This window comes from Streptomyces sp. JN8, from assembly GCF_055808075.1.
In genome coordinates, this window is sequence record NZ_CM147852.1 from 4,445,089 (window position 1) to 4,461,236 (window position 16,148).

Annotated in this window: 16 protein-coding genes; 9 read left to right on the forward strand and 7 right to left on the reverse strand. The window is 70.7% G+C overall.

The window, feature by feature from the left end:
- Positions 1-25 precede the first annotated feature (25 nt).
- Entirely contained in the window at positions 26-919 is an 894-nt protein-coding gene (locus tag ACY0MR_RS19615) for a Yip1 family protein (protein WP_388801719.1), read from the reverse strand.
- A 225-nt stretch (positions 920-1,144) separates the two neighbouring features.
- On the opposite strand from ACY0MR_RS19615, the gene ACY0MR_RS19620 reads away from it, so the two are divergent.
- Positions 1,145-1,975, forward strand: coding sequence for a hypothetical protein (locus tag ACY0MR_RS19620; RefSeq protein ID WP_473554420.1), 831 nt, complete (start codon positions 1,145-1,147; stop codon positions 1,973-1,975).
- Between the two features lie 88 nt (positions 1,976-2,063).
- Here ACY0MR_RS19620 and ACY0MR_RS19625 read toward each other — a convergent pair whose 3' ends face one another.
- Positions 2,064-4,340, reverse strand: a complete 2,277-nt coding sequence (locus ACY0MR_RS19625) for a (Fe-S)-binding protein (RefSeq protein ID WP_388801713.1) — start codon at positions 4,338-4,340, stop codon at positions 2,064-2,066.
- A 129-nt stretch (positions 4,341-4,469) separates the two neighbouring features.
- Complete coding sequence (locus tag ACY0MR_RS19630; protein ID WP_361849680.1) at positions 4,470-4,958, reverse strand: sugar transferase; 489 nt, start codon at positions 4,956-4,958, stop codon at positions 4,470-4,472.
- 254 nt (positions 4,959-5,212) lie between these two features.
- Here ACY0MR_RS19630 and dnaK point away from each other — a divergent pair, with 254 nt between their 5' ends.
- From dnaK to ACY0MR_RS19650, 4 genes are read left to right on the forward strand one after another with little or no spacing between them, the layout of a single operon-like run.
- On the forward strand, positions 5,213-7,060 hold the full coding sequence (gene dnaK / locus ACY0MR_RS19635; RefSeq protein WP_388801709.1) for a molecular chaperone DnaK: 1,848 nt from the start codon (positions 5,213-5,215) through the stop codon (positions 7,058-7,060).
- Positions 7,060-7,713 carry a nucleotide exchange factor GrpE gene (gene grpE, locus ACY0MR_RS19640; protein ID WP_388801706.1) on the forward strand — a complete coding sequence of 218 codons (654 nt, stop codon included), beginning with the start codon at positions 7,060-7,062 and terminating at the stop codon, positions 7,711-7,713. Before dnaK ends, grpE begins: the two co-directional genes overlap by 1 nt.
- Positions 7,714-7,770: 57 nt before the next feature.
- The gene (dnaJ, locus tag ACY0MR_RS19645) at positions 7,771-8,955 is read left to right on the forward strand and encodes a molecular chaperone DnaJ (RefSeq protein WP_388801703.1); all 1,185 of its coding nucleotides are present in this window, start codon (positions 7,771-7,773) and stop codon (positions 8,953-8,955) included.
- A 4-nt stretch (positions 8,956-8,959) separates the two neighbouring features.
- Positions 8,960-9,403: a heat shock protein transcriptional repressor HspR gene (locus ACY0MR_RS19650; RefSeq protein WP_015034631.1), complete on the forward strand. Its 444-nt coding sequence runs from the start codon at positions 8,960-8,962 to the stop codon at positions 9,401-9,403.
- A 137-nt stretch (positions 9,404-9,540) separates the two neighbouring features.
- Here the strand turns inward: ACY0MR_RS19650 and ACY0MR_RS19655 are convergent, their stop codons facing one another.
- The gene (locus tag ACY0MR_RS19655) at positions 9,541-10,014 is read right to left on the reverse strand and encodes a hypothetical protein (protein WP_388801700.1); all 474 of its coding nucleotides are present in this window, start codon (positions 10,012-10,014) and stop codon (positions 9,541-9,543) included.
- A 43-nt stretch (positions 10,015-10,057) separates the two neighbouring features.
- Complete coding sequence (locus tag ACY0MR_RS19660; RefSeq protein WP_361856302.1) at positions 10,058-11,062, reverse strand: helix-turn-helix transcriptional regulator; 1,005 nt, start codon at positions 11,060-11,062, stop codon at positions 10,058-10,060.
- Between the two features lie 107 nt (positions 11,063-11,169).
- Here ACY0MR_RS19660 and ACY0MR_RS19665 point away from each other — a divergent pair, with 107 nt between their 5' ends.
- The gene (locus tag ACY0MR_RS19665; protein ID WP_473554426.1) at positions 11,170-11,481 is read left to right on the forward strand and encodes a hypothetical protein; all 312 of its coding nucleotides are present in this window, start codon (positions 11,170-11,172) and stop codon (positions 11,479-11,481) included.
- Positions 11,478-11,798 (forward strand): Rieske (2Fe-2S) protein, encoded by a 321-nt coding sequence (locus ACY0MR_RS19670; RefSeq protein ID WP_030323603.1) that lies wholly within the window; start codon positions 11,478-11,480, stop codon positions 11,796-11,798. Before ACY0MR_RS19665 ends, ACY0MR_RS19670 begins: the two co-directional genes overlap by 4 nt.
- A 114-nt stretch (positions 11,799-11,912) precedes the next feature.
- Here ACY0MR_RS19670 and ACY0MR_RS19675 read toward each other — a convergent pair whose 3' ends face one another.
- A complete protein-coding gene (locus ACY0MR_RS19675) occupies positions 11,913-12,317 on the reverse strand; it encodes a pyridoxamine 5'-phosphate oxidase family protein (RefSeq protein ID WP_361856295.1) in 405 nt (134 codons plus the stop codon).
- Positions 12,318-12,439: 122 nt separating this feature from the next.
- Here ACY0MR_RS19675 and clpB point away from each other — a divergent pair, with 122 nt between their 5' ends.
- The gene (gene clpB / locus ACY0MR_RS19680; RefSeq protein WP_404083753.1) at positions 12,440-15,031 is read left to right on the forward strand and encodes an ATP-dependent chaperone ClpB; all 2,592 of its coding nucleotides are present in this window, start codon (positions 12,440-12,442) and stop codon (positions 15,029-15,031) included.
- A gap of 1 nt (position 15,032) precedes the next feature.
- Here clpB and ACY0MR_RS19685 read toward each other — a convergent pair whose 3' ends face one another.
- A complete protein-coding gene (locus ACY0MR_RS19685; RefSeq protein WP_392868071.1) occupies positions 15,033-15,485 on the reverse strand; it encodes a hypothetical protein in 453 nt (150 codons plus the stop codon).
- 107 nt (positions 15,486-15,592) lie between these two features.
- Here ACY0MR_RS19685 and ACY0MR_RS19690 point away from each other — a divergent pair, with 107 nt between their 5' ends.
- On the forward strand, positions 15,593-16,126 hold the full coding sequence (locus ACY0MR_RS19690; protein ID WP_361856286.1) for a type III secretion system chaperone family protein: 534 nt from the start codon (positions 15,593-15,595) through the stop codon (positions 16,124-16,126).
- The last annotated feature ends 22 nt before the right edge of the window (positions 16,127-16,148 follow it).

Here is a 16,148-nt window from a genome sequence, read left to right on the forward strand (position 1 = left end):
TCCTCGCGTTCCGCTCGCCCGGCCGTCAGAGCGTGCCGAGCTTGATCAGGCTCAGCAGGGCCACCAGCTGGATCGCCGACGCGCCGAGCGCCTTCGGCCACGGCAGGTCGTGCGAGCGGCTCACCATCATCGTGAAGAGCGCCCCGGCCGCCAGCCAGGTCAGCCAGCCGATCACCTGCACCAGGCCGTTCTCGCCGCCCAGGAAGAGCGCGAAGACGAGCCGCGGGGCGTCCGTGATCGACATGATCAGCATGGACAGGCCGACCGTCGGCTGCCACGCCCCGTCGCCGCCCAGCTGGCGCGCCAGCGTGTGCGTCACCGAGCCCAGGATCAGTCCGCCGACGACGAAGCCGAGGGCCGTCATCAGGACGTACGGGATCGCCGTCGACAGGGTCGCGTTGATCGCCTCGTCGCGCGCCTTGTCGAAGCCGAAGATCGCGAGGAGCCCGTAGAGGAAGGTGACGATCAGCGCCGGGCCCCACACGGCGTGGTCGCGCATCCGGAGGAACGTGTCCGCCGGACGCAGCACGATGCCGCTCAGGAGGCCCTTCCAGGGCAGCCGGGGGCCCGTGGGGACGGGCGCGGCACCGGCGTGGTGGGTCGCGGCGTCGCCGTACGGGTAGGGGTCGTCGACGCTGAACATCTGGGTGTGGCCCGGGTTGTTCGCCGTCGCCGCGTGCGGGTGCTGCGGCTGGCCGTAGGGGTCGCCGAAGTACTCGGGCTCGCCGTAGGGCTGCTGCCCCTGGTGCCCGTGGGGTCCTTGGCGCCCCTGCTGCCCCTGCTGCCCTTGCGGTGGCTGCTGTTGCCACTGCTGCTGCGGGTGCGGCGGCGGGGCCGCGTTGTACCCGTACGGCGCCTGCTGCGGTTGATTGTGCGGGGGGCGGTTGTCCCGGCCGCGTCCGTTCCTGAATCCAGCCACGTCGTCGAACGTACCCGCTTCCGCCGTCCGGGCGCTCCCCGGACCTGTCCTTGCCACTGAGCTGTGACATCCCCTAGGGGGTGTCGCGCCGGTCGGGCCGGGACCTGTGTGGTGTGACACGGCCGGCGGACAGACGCGCGGTCGCCGTTACAAATCCGACGTATCACCTCAATGTCGGACTCGTAGCTTCGGAGACGTCAGCGAGTCGAGCAAGGAGTCCCTCCGATGCGTGTCACCCGTCGTTCCGCCCGTACCGCAGCCGTCGCCACCGGGGCCGTCGCCGCCCTCCTCCTGCCGGCCGCGGGAGCCTTCGCCGCCGGCCCCGCCCCCGACGTGCCCGCCGCGGACGCGACCACCGCCACCGCCGACGCGACCCCCGCCGCCACCGCCCGGACCGGTGTCGCCTCGGACGACGCCACTTCGGCCGGCGGCGACCAGTCGGTCTTCTGGCGGAACGTCGACCTCGCCGACGGTTCGCTCGCGCGGGTCTACCAGGACGGCCCGGGCCGCTTCTCCGCCGAGATCTACGCCGGCGGCTCCCTGGTCGACACCCTCGTCAGCACCGGCGGCCGGCCCGCGTACGGGCAGCACAACGGCCTCCACGTCGTCCTCCGGCCCGACGGCACCGTCCGCTCCTGGACCGAGACCGCGCCGAAGCCGGACCCGAAGCCCACGCCGAAGCCCACCCCCAAGCCGGACCCGAAGCCCGCCCCCAAGCCCGCGCCGGACCAGCGGAAGCACACGGCGCGGCAGGCCGACGCCAAGGGCGTCCTCCCCGACGCCAAGGTCACCCTCCCCGCCGGGGACGTCGCCCGGTTCTTCACCGGCACGGGCCGCCCCCACGTCGAGCTCACCGGGAAGGACGGTCGCCGCCTCGGCACCCTCGACGCCGGACACCCGGCCGCCGTCCACCACGGCTGGACGTACCGGCTCGTCGACGACGGCCGGCACCACTACCGGCTCGCCGCGATCGACACCCCCCGCCAGGGCGCCGGCAGCTGGGTCTACGACCTCCGGGGCAGCCTCGTCGGGACGTACGTCGCCACGAAGGCCTGACCGGGCCGGCCCGACGCACGACGCCCCCGCACACGGAGAGGGCCGCCCCGCGTGTGCGGGGCGGCCCTCTCTCACGTACCGGGTGGTGCTACTTCGCCGGCTCCGGCTCCGGCTCCTCGGCGGGCTCCGGCTCCGGGTCCACCGGGGTCTTCACCGACTCCAGGAGCAGCTGCGCCACGTCGACGACCGTGACGGACTCCTTGGCCTTGCCGTCGTTCTTCTTGCCGTTGACCGAGTCGGTCAGCATGACCAGGCAGAACGGGCAGGCGGTGGAGACGATGTCCGGGTTGAGGGACAGGGCCTCCTCGACGCGCTCGTTGTTGATGCGCTTGCCGATGCGCTCCTCCATCCACATCCGGGCACCGCCGGCGCCGCAGCAGAAGCCGCGCTCCTTGTGGCGGTGCATCTCCTGCTGGCGCAGGCCGGGGACGGCGGACATGATCTCGCGCGGCGGCGTGTAGACCTTGTTGTGACGGCCCAGGTAGCACGGGTCGTGGTAGGTGATCAGGCCCTCGACCGGGGTCACCGGGACCAGCTTGCCCTCGTCGATGAGGTGCTGGAGCAGCTGGGTGTGGTGGATGACCTCGTACTCGCCGCCGAGCTGCGGGTACTCGTTGGCGATGGTGTTGAAGCAGTGCGGGCAGGTGGAGACGATCTTCTTGGCCGACTTGGGCTTCTTCGTCGACTCGTCCACGCCCCCGTCCTCGTCGAGGGACTCGCCGAACGCCATGTTCAGCATCGCGACGTTCTCCTGTGCGAGCTGCTGGAACAGCGGCTCGTTGCCGAGGCGGCGGGGGGAGTCACCGGTGCACTTCTCGTCGCCGCCCATGATCGCGAACTTGACGCCCGCCATGTGCAGGAGCTCCGCGAAGGCCTTGGTGGTCTTCTTGGCCCGGTCCTCCAGGGCGCCGGCGCAGCCGACCCAGTACAGGTAGTCGAACTCGGAGAGGTCCTCGACGTCCTTCCCGACGATCGGGACCTCGAAGTCGACCTCCTTGGTCCACTCGACGCGCTGCTTCTTGGCCAGGCCCCAGGGGTTGCCCTTCTTCTCCAGGTTCTTGAGCATCGTGCCCGCCTCGGACGGGAACGCGGACTCGATCATCACCTGGTAGCGGCGCATGTCGACGATGTGGTCGATGTGCTCGATGTCGACCGGGCACTGCTCGACGCAGGCGCCGCAGGTGGTGCAGGACCACAGGACGTCGGGGTCGATGACGCCGTTCTCCTCGGCGGTGCCGATGAGGGGGCGCTCGGCCTCGGCGATCGCCGACGCGGGGACGTCCTTGAGCTGCTCCTCGGTCGCCTTCTCGTTGCCCTCCATGTCCTTGCCGCCGCCGGCGAGCAGGTACGGCGCCTTGGCGTGCGCGTGGTCGCGCAGCGACATGATGAGGAGCTTGGGGGAGAGGGGCTTGCCGGTGTTCCAGGCGGGGCACTGCGACTGGCAGCGGCCGCACTCGGTGCAGGTGGAGAAGTCGAGGATGCCCTTCCAGGAGAACTGCTCGACCTGGGAGACGCCGAAGACGGCGTCCTCGGCCGGGTCCTCCCAGTCGATCTCCTTGCCGGCCGTCGTCATCGGCTGGAGCGCGCCGAGGGCGGTGGAGCCGTCGGCGTTCCGCTTGAACCAGATGTTCGGGAAGCCGAGGAATCGGTGCCAGGCGACGCCCATGTTGGTGTTGAGCGAGACGACGATCATCCAGATGAACGAGGTGCTGATCTTCACCATGGCGGTGAAGTAGATGAGCGTCTGGAGGGTGGGGACGCTCAGGCCCTTGAAGGCCAGGACCAGGGGGTACGAGGCGAAGTACGCGGCCTCGTAGTGCTCGACGTGGTGGATCGCGCCTTCGAGGCCGCGCAGCACGTAGATGGCGAGGCCGATGGTGAGGATGACGTACTCGACGAAGTACGCCTGGCCCGCCTTGGAGCCGGCGAAGCGGGACTTGCGTCCGGCCCGGCCCGGGAGGCTCAGCAGGCGGATGACGATCAGCACGGCGATGCCGAGGATCGTCATCACGCCGATGAACTCGATGTACAGCTCGAACGGGAGGAAGCCGCCGATGACCGGCAGCGTCCAGTCGGCCTGGAAGAGCTGGCCGAAGGCCTGGGCCAGGGTGGGCGGCAGGGTGAGGAAGCCGACGGCGACGAACCAGTGGGCGAAGCCGACGATGCCCCAGCGGTTCATGCGCGTGTGGCCGAGGAACTCCCGGACGAGCGTCACGCTCCGCTGGTACGGGTTGTCGGTACGGCTCCCGGCCGGGACCGGCTGTCCGAGCTTGAAGTACGAGACGAACTGGCCGACGGCGCGAGCGAGCAGGGCAACGCCGACCACGGTCAGCGTCAGCGACACAATGATCGCGGCGAGTTGCATGACGGGCTCCTCGGGCGGGCCCGCTCAGTGCCTGAGCCGAGCCTACTAAGCGGTAACTTATCTAGTCCGTGCTGAGATTACCCGTTCGGGGCCTCGTGATGCAGCGGCGCTCGCGGTGATCTGTGTCGCTCAGGCAAACCTTGCCGCGCGCCGTCTGCGGACTGCTGGAAGCGTACGCGCAAGGATCCGCAGGTCCATCCCCAGCCAGTGGTGGTCCACGTAGTGGAGGTCGAGCAGCTCCCGCTCCTCCCACGGGAGGTCCGAGCGTCCGCTGATCTGCCACGGTCCGGTGAGTCCCGGGCGGACGGAGAGCCGGCGGCGCCCCTCGCCCGCGCACTCGCGGTGCGACGGCGACAGGGGGCAGGGTCCGACGAGCGACATCCGCCCCTCGACGACATGCAGCAGCAGGGGCAGGGCGGCCAGCGGGCCGCGGGTGCGGAAGGTCAGCATCGTGAAGGGGTGCCCCTCCAGGCCGGCCACCGTACGCCGGCGCAGCACGCCCCGGCCCGGGGTCGCCGAGCCGAGGGCGACCGAGAGGGCGACGGCGGCGAGGAGCGGGGAGAGCGCGAGCAGGAGGGCGAGCCCGCCCATGAGGTCGAACGTGCGCTTGGCCGTCATTCCCACACCCTTCCGAGGGACCGTGTGAGCATCATGGGATATTCGTGGGATATGCCTGCTTTGCCCGGCAAGGGGCATCCGGACTCTCTCACGCGCTCCCCGCCCCGACCCGGGATCGACGCGCCCCCGCCCCCGTATGAGTGAGATAAAGGTCGAAGAGTTGAGCCCTCTCCACTCAGGTCTGTTGACGCGATCGGCGTCGTCGTGCATCCTTGAGTCAGATCCACTCAAGTACGTCAGCTGGAGGAATCGAAATGGCACGTGCGGTCGGCATCGACCTGGGCACGACTAACTCCGTCGTCAGCGTTCTGGAAGGCGGCGAGCCCACCGTCATCACCAACGCCGAGGGCGCCAGGACCACGCCGTCCGTCGTCGCCTTCGCGAAGAACGGTGAGGTGCTCGTCGGCGAGGTGGCCAAGCGTCAGGCCGTCACCAACGTCGACAGGACCATCCGGTCGGTCAAGCGCCACATGGGCACCGACTGGAAGATCGAGATCGACGGCAAGAACTTCAACCCGCAGCAGATGAGCGCCTTCATCCTGCAGAAGCTGAAGCGCGACGCCGAGGCCTACCTGGGCGAGAAGGTCGTCGACGCGGTCATCACCGTGCCGGCGTACTTCAACGACTCGGAGCGCCAGGCCACCAAGGAGGCCGGTGAGATCGCGGGCCTCAACGTCCTGCGCATCGTCAACGAGCCCACCGCGGCCGCCCTCGCGTACGGCCTCGACAAGGACGACCAGACGATCCTCGTCTTCGACCTCGGTGGCGGCACCTTCGACGTGTCCCTCCTGGAGATCGGTGACGGCGTCGTCGAGGTGAAGGCCACCAACGGTGACAACCACCTCGGTGGCGACGACTGGGACCAGCGCGTCGTCGACTACCTGGTGACGCAGTTCCAGAACGGCCACGGCGTGGACCTGGCCAAGGACAAGATGGCTCTCCAGCGTCTCCGCGAGGCCGCGGAGAAGGCGAAGATCGAGCTCTCGTCCTCGACCGAGACCTCCATCAACCTGCCGTACATCACGGCCTCCGCCGAGGGCCCGCTGCACCTGGACGAGAAGCTCACCCGGGCCCAGTTCCAGCAGCTGACCTCGGACCTGCTCGACCGCTGCAAGGTGCCGTTCCACAACGTCATCAAGGACGCGGGCATCAACCTCTCCGAGATCGACCACGTCGTCCTCGTCGGCGGTTCGACCCGTATGCCGGCCGTCGCCGAGCTCGTCAAGGAGCTGACCGGCGGTCAGGACGCCAACAAGGGCGTCAACCCGGACGAGGTCGTCGCCATCGGCGCCGCGCTCCAGGCCGGTGTCCTCAAGGGTGAGGTCAAGGACGTCCTGCTCCTCGACGTGACCCCGCTGTCCCTCGGCATCGAGACCAAGGGCGGCATCATGACCAAGCTCATCGAGCGCAACACCACGATCCCGACCAAGCGGTCCGAGATCTTCACGACGGCCGAGGACAACCAGCCGTCCGTGCAGATCCAGGTCTACCAGGGCGAGCGCGAGATCGCGGCGTACAACAAGAAGCTCGGCATGTTCGAGCTGACCGGTCTGCCGCCGGCGCCCCGCGGCGTCCCGCAGATCGAGGTCGCCTTCGACATCGACGCCAACGGCATCATGCACGTGACCGCGAAGGACCTCGGCACCGGCAAGGAGCAGAAGATGACCGTCACCGGCGGCTCCTCGCTGCCGAAGGACGAGGTCGACCGCATGCGCCAGGAGGCCGAGCAGTACGCGGACGAGGACCACCGCCGCCGCGAGGCCGCCGAGTCCCGCAACCAGGGCGAGCAGCTCGTCTACCAGACGGAGAAGTTCCTCAAGGACAACGAGGACAAGGTCCCCGGCGACGTCAAGGCCGAGGTCGAGGCCGCGCTCGGCGAGCTGAAGGAGAAGCTCAAGGGCGAGGACACCGCCGAGATCCGCACCGCCACCGAGAAGGTCGCGGCCGTCTCGCAGAAGCTCGGCCAGGCGCTCTACGCCGACGCCCAGGGCGCGCAGGCCGCGGGCGGCGACGCCGGCGCCGGCCAGCAGGCCCCGGCCGACGACGACGTCGTCGACGCCGAGATCGTCGACGAGGACAAGCCGAAGGGCGGCGCTGCCTGATGTCGGAGGAGACCCCGGGCTTCGAGGAGAAGCCCGAAGTCCCCGCCGACGGCACGCCCGAGGAGCCCGAGACCGCCGCTGCCGCCGCCTCCGCCGACAAGGCGGAGGGGGCGGCCCCGGCCGGGGACACGACTGACGTGGCTCTGCTGGCGCAGCTGGACCAGGCCCGCAAGGCGCTCGAGGAGCGCACCGCGGACCTCCAGCGGCTCCAGGCCGAGTACCAGAACTACCGCCGCCGCGTGGAGCGGGACCGGGTCACGGTCAAGGAGATCGCCGTCGCGAGCCTCCTGAGCGACCTGCTCCCGGTGCTCGACGACGTCGGCCGGGCCCGGGACCACGGCGAGCTCGTGGGCGGGTTCAAGTCGGTGGCCGAATCGCTGGAGACCGTCGTCGCCAAGATGGGTCTGCAGCAGTTCGGCAAGGAGGGCGAGCCCTTCGACCCGACGATCCACGAGGCCCTGATGCACTCGTACGCGCCGGACGTCACCGAGACGACGTGCGTGGCGATCCTGCAGCCGGGGTACCGGATCGGCGAGCGGACCATCCGGCCCGCCCGCGTGGCCGTCGCCGAGCCCCAGCCGGGCGCGGCACCGGCCAAGGACGACGCGAAGTCGTCCACGGACGAGGAGAGCGGTGCCCCCGAGGAGGGGTAGCGCGACCGGCCGCACAGCGGTGACAGACCCCGGAGCAGTCCGGAAGGAGGGACGTCGATGAGCACGAAGGACTTCGTCGAGAAGGACTACTACAAGGTTCTCGGCGTCCCCAAGGACGCCACCGAGGCCGAGATCAAGAAGGCGTACCGGAAGCTCGCCCGCGAGAACCACCCGGACGCCAACAAGAACGACGCCAAGGCCGAGGAGCGCTTCAAGGAGATCTCCGAGGCGAACGACATCCTCGGCGACCCCAAGAAGCGCAAGGAGTACGACGAGGCCCGCGCCCTCTTCGGGAACGGCGGCTTCCGGGCCGGCGGTCCCGGGGCGGGCGGCTCGTTCAACTTCGACCTGGGCGACCTCTTCGGAGGCGCCCAGGGCGGCGCGGGCGGCGGCTTCGGCGGCGGTGGCGGCGGCGGCATCGGGGACGTCTTCGGCGGCCTGTTCAACCGCGGCGGCGGCGCGGGTGCCCGCACCCAGCCCCGGCGCGGCCAGGACATCGAGTCCGAGGTGACGCTCAGCTTCACCGAGGCCATCGAGGGCGCGACCGTACCGCTGCGGATGTCCAGCCAGCAGCCGTGCACGGCGTGTTCGGGCACCGGCGACAAGAACGGCACCCCCCGGGTGTGCCCGACCTGCGTCGGCACCGGACAGGTCTCGCGCGGCAGCGGCGGCGGCTTCTCGCTCACCGACCCCTGCGTGGACTGCAAGGGCCGCGGCCTGATCGCCGAGAACCCCTGCGAGGTCTGCAAGGGCAGCGGCCGGGCCAAGTCCTCCCGCACCATGCAGGTCCGCATCCCGGCCGGGGTCTCCGACAACCAGAAGATCCGGCTGCGCGGCAAGGGGGCGCCGGGGGAGCGCGGCGGGCAGAACGGCGACCTGTACGTCGTCGTGCACGTCGACTCCCACCCGGTGTTCGGCCGCAAGGACGACAACCTCACCGTCACGGTGCCGGTCTCCTTCACGGAGGCGGCGCTCGGCGGCGAGATCAAGGTGCCGACCCTCGGCGGCCCCGCGGTCACCCTCAAGCTGCCCGCGGGCACGCCGAACGGCCGGACCATGCGCGCCCGCGGCAAGGGCGCGGTCCGCAAGGACGGCACCCGCGGCGACCTCCTCGTGACGGTCGAGGTCGCGGTGCCGAAGGAGCTGGACGACAAGGCACGGGACGCCCTGGAGACCTATCGCGAGGCGACCGCCTCCGACGATCCGCGGGCGGAGCTGTTCCAGGCAGCGAAGGGAGCGTGACCCGGTGGACGGGCGCCGACGCAATCCGTACGAGCTGACCGACGAGTCGCCGGTGTACGTCATCTCGGTGGCGGCCCAGCTCTCCGGTCTGCACCCGCAGACCCTCCGTCAGTACGACCGCCTCGGTCTGGTCTCCCCGGACCGCACGGCGGGCCGTGGCCGGCGCTACTCGGCCCGTGACATCGAGCTGCTCCGGCAGGTGCAGCAGCTGTCGCAGGACGAGGGCATCAACCTGGCCGGGATCAAGCGCATCATCGAGCTGGAGAACCAGGTCGCGGCGCTGCAGAGCCGGATCGCGGAGCTGTCGGCGGCCGTCGACGGCGCGGCGGCGGCGATGCGGCAGCGCGAGGCCCAGGTGCACGCCTCGTACCGGCGCGACCTGGTGCCGTACCAGGACGTGCAGCAGGCGAGCGCCCTGGTGGTCTGGCGTCCCAAGCGCGGCGAGTAGGCCCCCGTCCGGCGGCCCGGCCCCGCGCCGGGCGCCCCTGGACGCGTGAAGCCCCTTCCACGGTCGTGGAGGGGGCTTCGGCGTGTACGGGGCCGGCGGCGGGGACCCGGGGCGGTCGGCGGCCCGGGACCCCGCCGCTACGGGATGAGCTCCGCCACGATGTCGCCGACGGTCTCCCACCAGGGCGACGCGCCCGTGCCGAACGCGGCGGCGAGGGCGGTGCCGACGGCGTGGTCGAGCGGGGTCGGGGCGGCGGCCGGGTCCCAGTCGGGGTACACCGTGCCGTCCCCCTTGGACTCCAGGGTCCCGAGCGCCTTCCCGTTCCGGGTGAACCGGCTGTCCACGTACGAGCTGGGGACGAGCCGGTAGCGGAGGCCGTCCACGCGGACGTCCACCCGGTAGGAGCGGCGCAGTAGCCGCGCGCGGGCCGGCTTGATGACGGCGGGTTCCCCGGCCACCGTCAGGGCGAGCAGGGCGGGCTTGCGGGTGCCGATCGGCGTATGGGTGTCCGGGCGGGTCCCGGGGGCCCGTACGAGCTCCACGGTGGGCAGGTCGTGCCCGGAGACGCGGAGGGTCCCGGCGGGCCCGTCGAGGTCGATCTGTACGTACACGGTGGTGAGTTGTCCCGTTCGGCGCTGGTCAGGTGTCCGGTGGTCAGGTGTCTCCCTCGAGGATGCCCGACTGCGCGATCAGGTAGCCGAGCTGGGCCCGGCTGCCGCTGCCGAGGGCGGCGGCGAGTTTGGCGATGTGGGCGCGGCAGGTGCGCACGTTCATGCCGAGGCGGCGGGCGATGGCCTCGTCCACGTGGCCCTCGACGAGGAGTTTGGCGATCGAGCGCTGGACGCCGCCGATGCCGTCCACGGAGGGGCTGTAGGGGATCTCGTCCTCCCAGGGCACCCCGTGCAGCCAGAACTGGTCGAAGACGCCGACGAGGTACTGCACGAGGCCCTCGTGGCGGAGTTCGAGGGCGACCTGGCGGTCGCTGCGCGCGGGCACGAACGCGACCTTGCGGTCGACGATGATCAGCCGGTCGACGATCTCCTCGAGGGTGCGCAGTTCGAGCCCGTACGGCGCGACGCGTTCGACGTAGGCCAGGGTGGCGGGATGGTGCCGTGCGGTGTGCTGGTAGAGCGTCCGCATCCGGACCCCGCGGTCGAGCAGCGGTTCCATGCGGCGGAGGGCCGCTTCGAGGGTCTCGGGGCGGCGGCCGCTGCCGGGCTGGATGGTGAGGAGTTCCTCGGTGCACTCGTTGATGGCGCGGTCGAGCGCGGCGTTGATGACGCTGAGGCCTTCGAGGACCGTGATGGCCTGGGTGCCGGTGGGGTCCTGGGTGTGGATGGCCATGAACGGCTCGAAAGCGTCCGCGAGGGCCAGCGCGTGCTGGCGCCGGACCTGTATCTCCTGCTCGATGGGGTGCACGAGCTGGTTCAGGGCGATCGAGGGCGGCACGGGACGCAGGCACTCGCTGTCGTCCGGGTCCGGGTGCAGGAGGGAGAGTTCCCTCAGGCAGGGGGCGGCTTCGGCGTCCGCACGGGCTATGCGGCCGGTGCGGAGGGCACTCGCATAGAGCTCCTTGCCCACGTCGCATAGTTCACCGTGACTGTGCTTATGAACGGACTCGTCGCATTCTCGCCTCATTTGCACCCCCCTCAGGGTCATGAATTACAGGAACATGATGCCCGGGTTGGCTGGTGGAAAGGGTCGGGAGTGAGCCATCGTCTTACTCGCGGGGGGGAGGTAGTGATCAAAAGAGGTGGAGATCGGCCATGACCAGGATGGTTCGTGCACTTAGCGCCATAGCCGTTGCGGCGGCTGCTCTCGGCGCACTCGCCGTCGGCGAGCCCTCGTGGGAGAGCACCCCGGCGCACTCCGTGGCAGGGCCGGACGAGCCCTCGTGGGAGAGCACCCCGGCGCACTCCGTGGCAGGGCCGGACGAGCCCTCGTGGGAGAGCACCCCGGCGCACGAGGTGGTCGCGGGACCCGGCGAACCCTCGTGGGAGAGCTCTCCCCGGGACGTCGTGCTCGCTGCTCCTTACGAGCCGTCCTGGGAGATCGATTCGAGGGGCGCGGGGGCGTGACCGTGCCGCCGGACGACCCCAGGTTCCGCCGGGAGATGGCTTCGGCCTACCGGTCCGGGTGGCACTTCGTCGACCTCGCCACGGCCATCCCCCACCGTGGCGACGCGCTGAAGATCACCCTCTTCGGAGAGCCGATCGTGGTGGCACGGGAGCAGGACGAGGACGTCCGCGCCTACCGCTGCCTCCGCCGTCCCCGCGGCGCCCCACAGCCCATCCGCTGTGCCATCCGGTACGGCATGATCTTCGTCAACCTCGACCAGCGGGACCACCAGCTGATCGAACCCGAGACCATCACCGCCACCCCCCGCAGTGCCTGAGCGATTCCCCCGTCGTTGTAGATCGCTCCGGCACTTCCCCCACACAGCGGCGCCATCGCGGACCTGAAACGCGATGGCGCCGCTGTGCTGCCCCCGTACGATCGGGGGCCTCCCTCAGGCGCGCCCCATCGCCCGGGTCAGGGTGATCTCGACGACCACCCGGTCCGGGTTCTCGGCCGGCGTGCGCCCGTAGCGCTCCGCGTAGCGCGCCACCGCGTCCGCGACCACCTCGGGCTCCGTGCGGATGCGCGCGACGCCCTCCAGGGTGGCCCAGCGCCCCTTGTCGACCTGGCAGACCGCGACCCGCGCGCCCGCGGCGCCCGCCGCCAGGACGTTGGCCACCTTCCGGCTGTGCCGGTTGGTGATGACCCGCGCGAAACCGCCCTCGGGGTCGTAGGTGACGCCCACCGCCACGACGTGAGGGGTGCCGTTCGGGCGCGGGGTGGTCAGGGTGCACATGTGGTACTCGCGCCAGAAGCTGAGGTACGAGTCGGAGGGGTTCCTCGGGTCGGTCGCCATGCACGGAACGTACCGGGGGCGGAGCTCCCTCCGACACCTTGAGCGCAATCGACTCAACTTTGTGTACGCTGGAAGAGTCATAAAGGGAGAGGACCCCGAACGATCCAGGAGGAGCACCGCACGTGGACGCCGAACTGACCAACCGGAGCCGGGACGCGATCAACGCGGCCAGCAGCCGCGCCGTGTCCCTCGGGCACGCCGACCTGACCCCCGCGCACCTGCTGCTCGCGCTGCTGACCGGTCAGGACAACGAGAACATCACCGACCTGCTCGCCGCCGTCGAGGCCGACCAGGCGGTCGTGCGGGCCGGCGCGGAGCGGCTGCTCGCCGCCCTGCCCAGCGTCACCGGGTCCACGGTCGCGCCCCCGCAGCCCAGCCGCGAGTTCCTCGCCGTCATCGCCGACGCGGACCGGCAGGCCAAGGAGCTCGGCGACGACTACCTGTCCACCGAGCACCTCCTCGTCGCGATCGCGGCCAAGGGCGGACAGGCCGGTGAGATCCTCGACGCGCAGGGCGCGAGCGCTTCGAAGCTGCTCGACGCGTTCGAGAAGAGCAGGGGAGGACGCCGGGTGACCACACCCGACCCGGAGGGGCAGTACAAGGCGCTGGAGAAGTTCGGCACGGACTTCACCGCCGCCGCGCGCGAGGGCAAGCTGGACCCGGTCATCGGCCGCGACCACGAGATCCGCCGCGTCGTGCAGGTGCTGTCCCGCCGCACCAAGAACAACCCGGTCCTCATCGGCGAGCCCGGCGTCGGCAAGACCGCCGTCGTCGAGGGCCTCGCGCAGCGGATCGTGAAGGGCGACGTGCCCGAGTCCCTCAAGAACAAGCGGCTGGTCTCGCTCGACCTCGGCGCCATGGTCGCCGGCGCGAAGTACCGCGGCGAGTTCGAGGAGCGGCTGAAGACCGTGCTCTCCGAGATCAAGGCGAGCGACGGCCAGATCATCACCTTCATCGACGAGCTGCACACGGTCGTCGGCGCGGGCGCCGGCGGCGACTCCGCCATGGACGCGGGCAACATGCTCAAGCCCATGCTGGCCCGCGGCGAGCTCCGCATGGTCGGCGCGACCACCCTCGACGAGTACCGCGAGCGGATCGAGAAGGACCCCGCCCTGGAGCGCCGCTTCCAGCAGGTGCTGGTCGCCGAGCCCACCGTCGAGGACACCATCGCGATCCTCCGCGGACTGAAGGGCCGGTACGAGGCCCACCACAAGGTGCAGATCAACGACTCCGCGCTGGTGGCCGCCGCGACCCTCTCCGACCGCTACATCACCTCCCGCTTCCTCCCCGACAAGGCCATCGACCTCGTCGACGAGGCCGCGAGCCGGCTCCGCATGGAGATCGACTCCTCGCCGGTCGAGATCGACGAGCTCCAGCGCTCGGTCGACCGGCTCCGCATGGAGGAGCTGGCCCTCAAGAACGAGACCGACGCGGGGAGCAGGCAGCGCCTGGAGAAGCTGCGGCGCGACCTCGCCGACCGCGAGGAGGAGCTGCGCGGCCTCACCGCCCGCTGGGAGAAGGAGAAGCAGTCCCTCAACCGGGTCGGCGAGCTCAAGGAGCGCCTGGACGAGACCCGCGGCCGCGCCGAGCGCGCCCAGCGTGACGGCGACTTCGACACCGCCTCCAAGCTGCTCTACGGGGAGATCCCGGCCCTGGAGCGGGAGCTGGCCGAGGCGAGCGAGGCCGAGGCGCAGCAGGAGTCCTCGAAGGACACCATGGTCAAGGAGGAGGTCGGGCCCGACGACATCGCGGACGTGGTCGGCTCCTGGACCGGCATCCCGGCGGGCCGCCTCCTGGAGGGCGAGACGCAGAAGCTGCTGCGCATGGAGGACGAGCTCGGCCGGCGCCTGATCGGCCAGTCCGAGGCCGTCCAGGCCGTCTCCGACGCCGTCCGTCGCACCCGCGCGGGCATTGCCGACCCCGACCGTCCCACCGGCTCCTTCCTCTTCCTCGGCCCCACGGGTGTCGGCAAGACGGAGCTGGCGAAGGCGCTCGCGGACTTCCTCTTCGACGACGAGCGGGCCATGATCCGCATCGACATGTCGGAGTACGGCGAGAAGCACAGCGTCGCCCGGCTGGTCGGCGCGCCCCCCGGCTACGTCGGGTACGAGGAGGGCGGCCAGCTCACGGAGGCGGTCCGCCGCCGCCCGTACAGCGTGGTGCTGCTCGACGAGGTGGAGAAGGCGCACCCGGAGGTCTTCGACGTCCTGCTCCAGGTCCTGGACGACGGGCGGCTCACCGACGGGCAGGGCCGGACGGTGGACTTCCGCAACACCATCCTGATCCTCACGTCGAACCTCGGCAGCCAGTACCTGGTCGACCCGCTGACCCCGGCGGACGTGAAGAAGCAGCAGGTCCTGGACGTGGTCAGGGCGAGCTTCAAGCCGGAGTTCCTCAACCGCCTCGACGACCTCGTCGTCTTCTCGGCCCTCGACCGGGCGGAGCTGGGCCGGATCGCCCGGCTCCAGATCGACCGCCTCGCCCGGCGGCTCGCCGACCGGCGGCTCACCCTGGAGGTCTCCCCGGAGGCCCTGGAGTGGCTCGCCGAGGAGGGCAACGACCCGGCGTACGGCGCCCGGCCGCTGCGCCGTCTCATCCAGACGGCGATCGGCGACCGGCTCGCCAGGGAGATCCTCGCGGGCGAGATCCGGGACGGCGACACCGTCCGGGTGGACCGCGTCGAGGACGGCCTGATCGTGGGGGCGGCGCGGTAGCTCAGGTGTCGAAGGCCCGGACACGTACGAGGGCGGTGCCGCCGTCCTCGTACGTGACCCGCAGGTGCACGAACAGCGCCTCGTCGAAGGACACGTCCACGCACCGGTCCTGCTCGCAGGAGAAGGCGGGCTTCCCGGCCGGGTAGGTCGCTTCCAGCCACCCCCCGACCTCGTCGCGGGGCATCCGGAACTCGGCCTCCGCCACGGTCTCCTGCCAGTGGGCCGCCGTGCAGCGGGCGTCCTCGGCGCTCGCCGGGAGGCTTCCCCGCGCGAAGGTCATCACCTCGGCGCAGTCCACCTGCTCCGGTTCACCGATCTCGCTCCAGGCCGTCGCGCCCCAGACCAGCACGGCCGCGGGCCCGCCGCAGAACACGGTCACCGCCGCCGAGACCCACACCCAGGTCCACGCCCGCGGCTTCACCGGACCGGCCTTCTTCCCTGATGTCTCCCCCATGAGGACCAGATCTTGTCAGCCCGCAGCGGATCGCGGGAGGCGGGACTTGCCACGTACCGCCCGGCATGGGGGAGGATGGCGAGCATCCGTACGAAGGGAAATACACGGTGAGCATCGACCCGTCCTCGATTCCGAATTTCGGGGGCCAGCCCCAGCCTCAGGCCGCAGGACCGGCGGGCCCCGTCGTCCCCGACCAGGACCTCGTCAAGCAGCTCCTCGAGCAGATGGAACTGAAGTACGTCATCGACGACGAGGGTGACCTCGCCGCGCCGTGGGAGGAATTCCGCACGTACTTCATGTTCCGCGGCGAGGACGAGCAGCAGGTCTTCTCGGTCCGGACGTTCTACGACCGTCCGCACTCGGCCGACGACCGCGCCAAGATCCTCGACGCGATCGACGACTGGAACCGCCGCACCCTGTGGCCGAAGGTCTACACCCACCTCCACGAGGAGGAGGACGGCTCCGCCACCCTCCGCCTCATCGGCGAGGCCCAGATGCTGATCGGCACCGGCGTCGCCCTGGAGCACTTCGTGTCCTCCACGGTGAGCTGGGTCCGCGCCTCGATCGAGTTCGACAAGTGGATCGTCGAGCAGTTCGGCCTGGAGTCCCCCGAGGACAAGGCCGGCGACGAGGAGGCCTGAGCCTCCCCCACGGCACCACCGG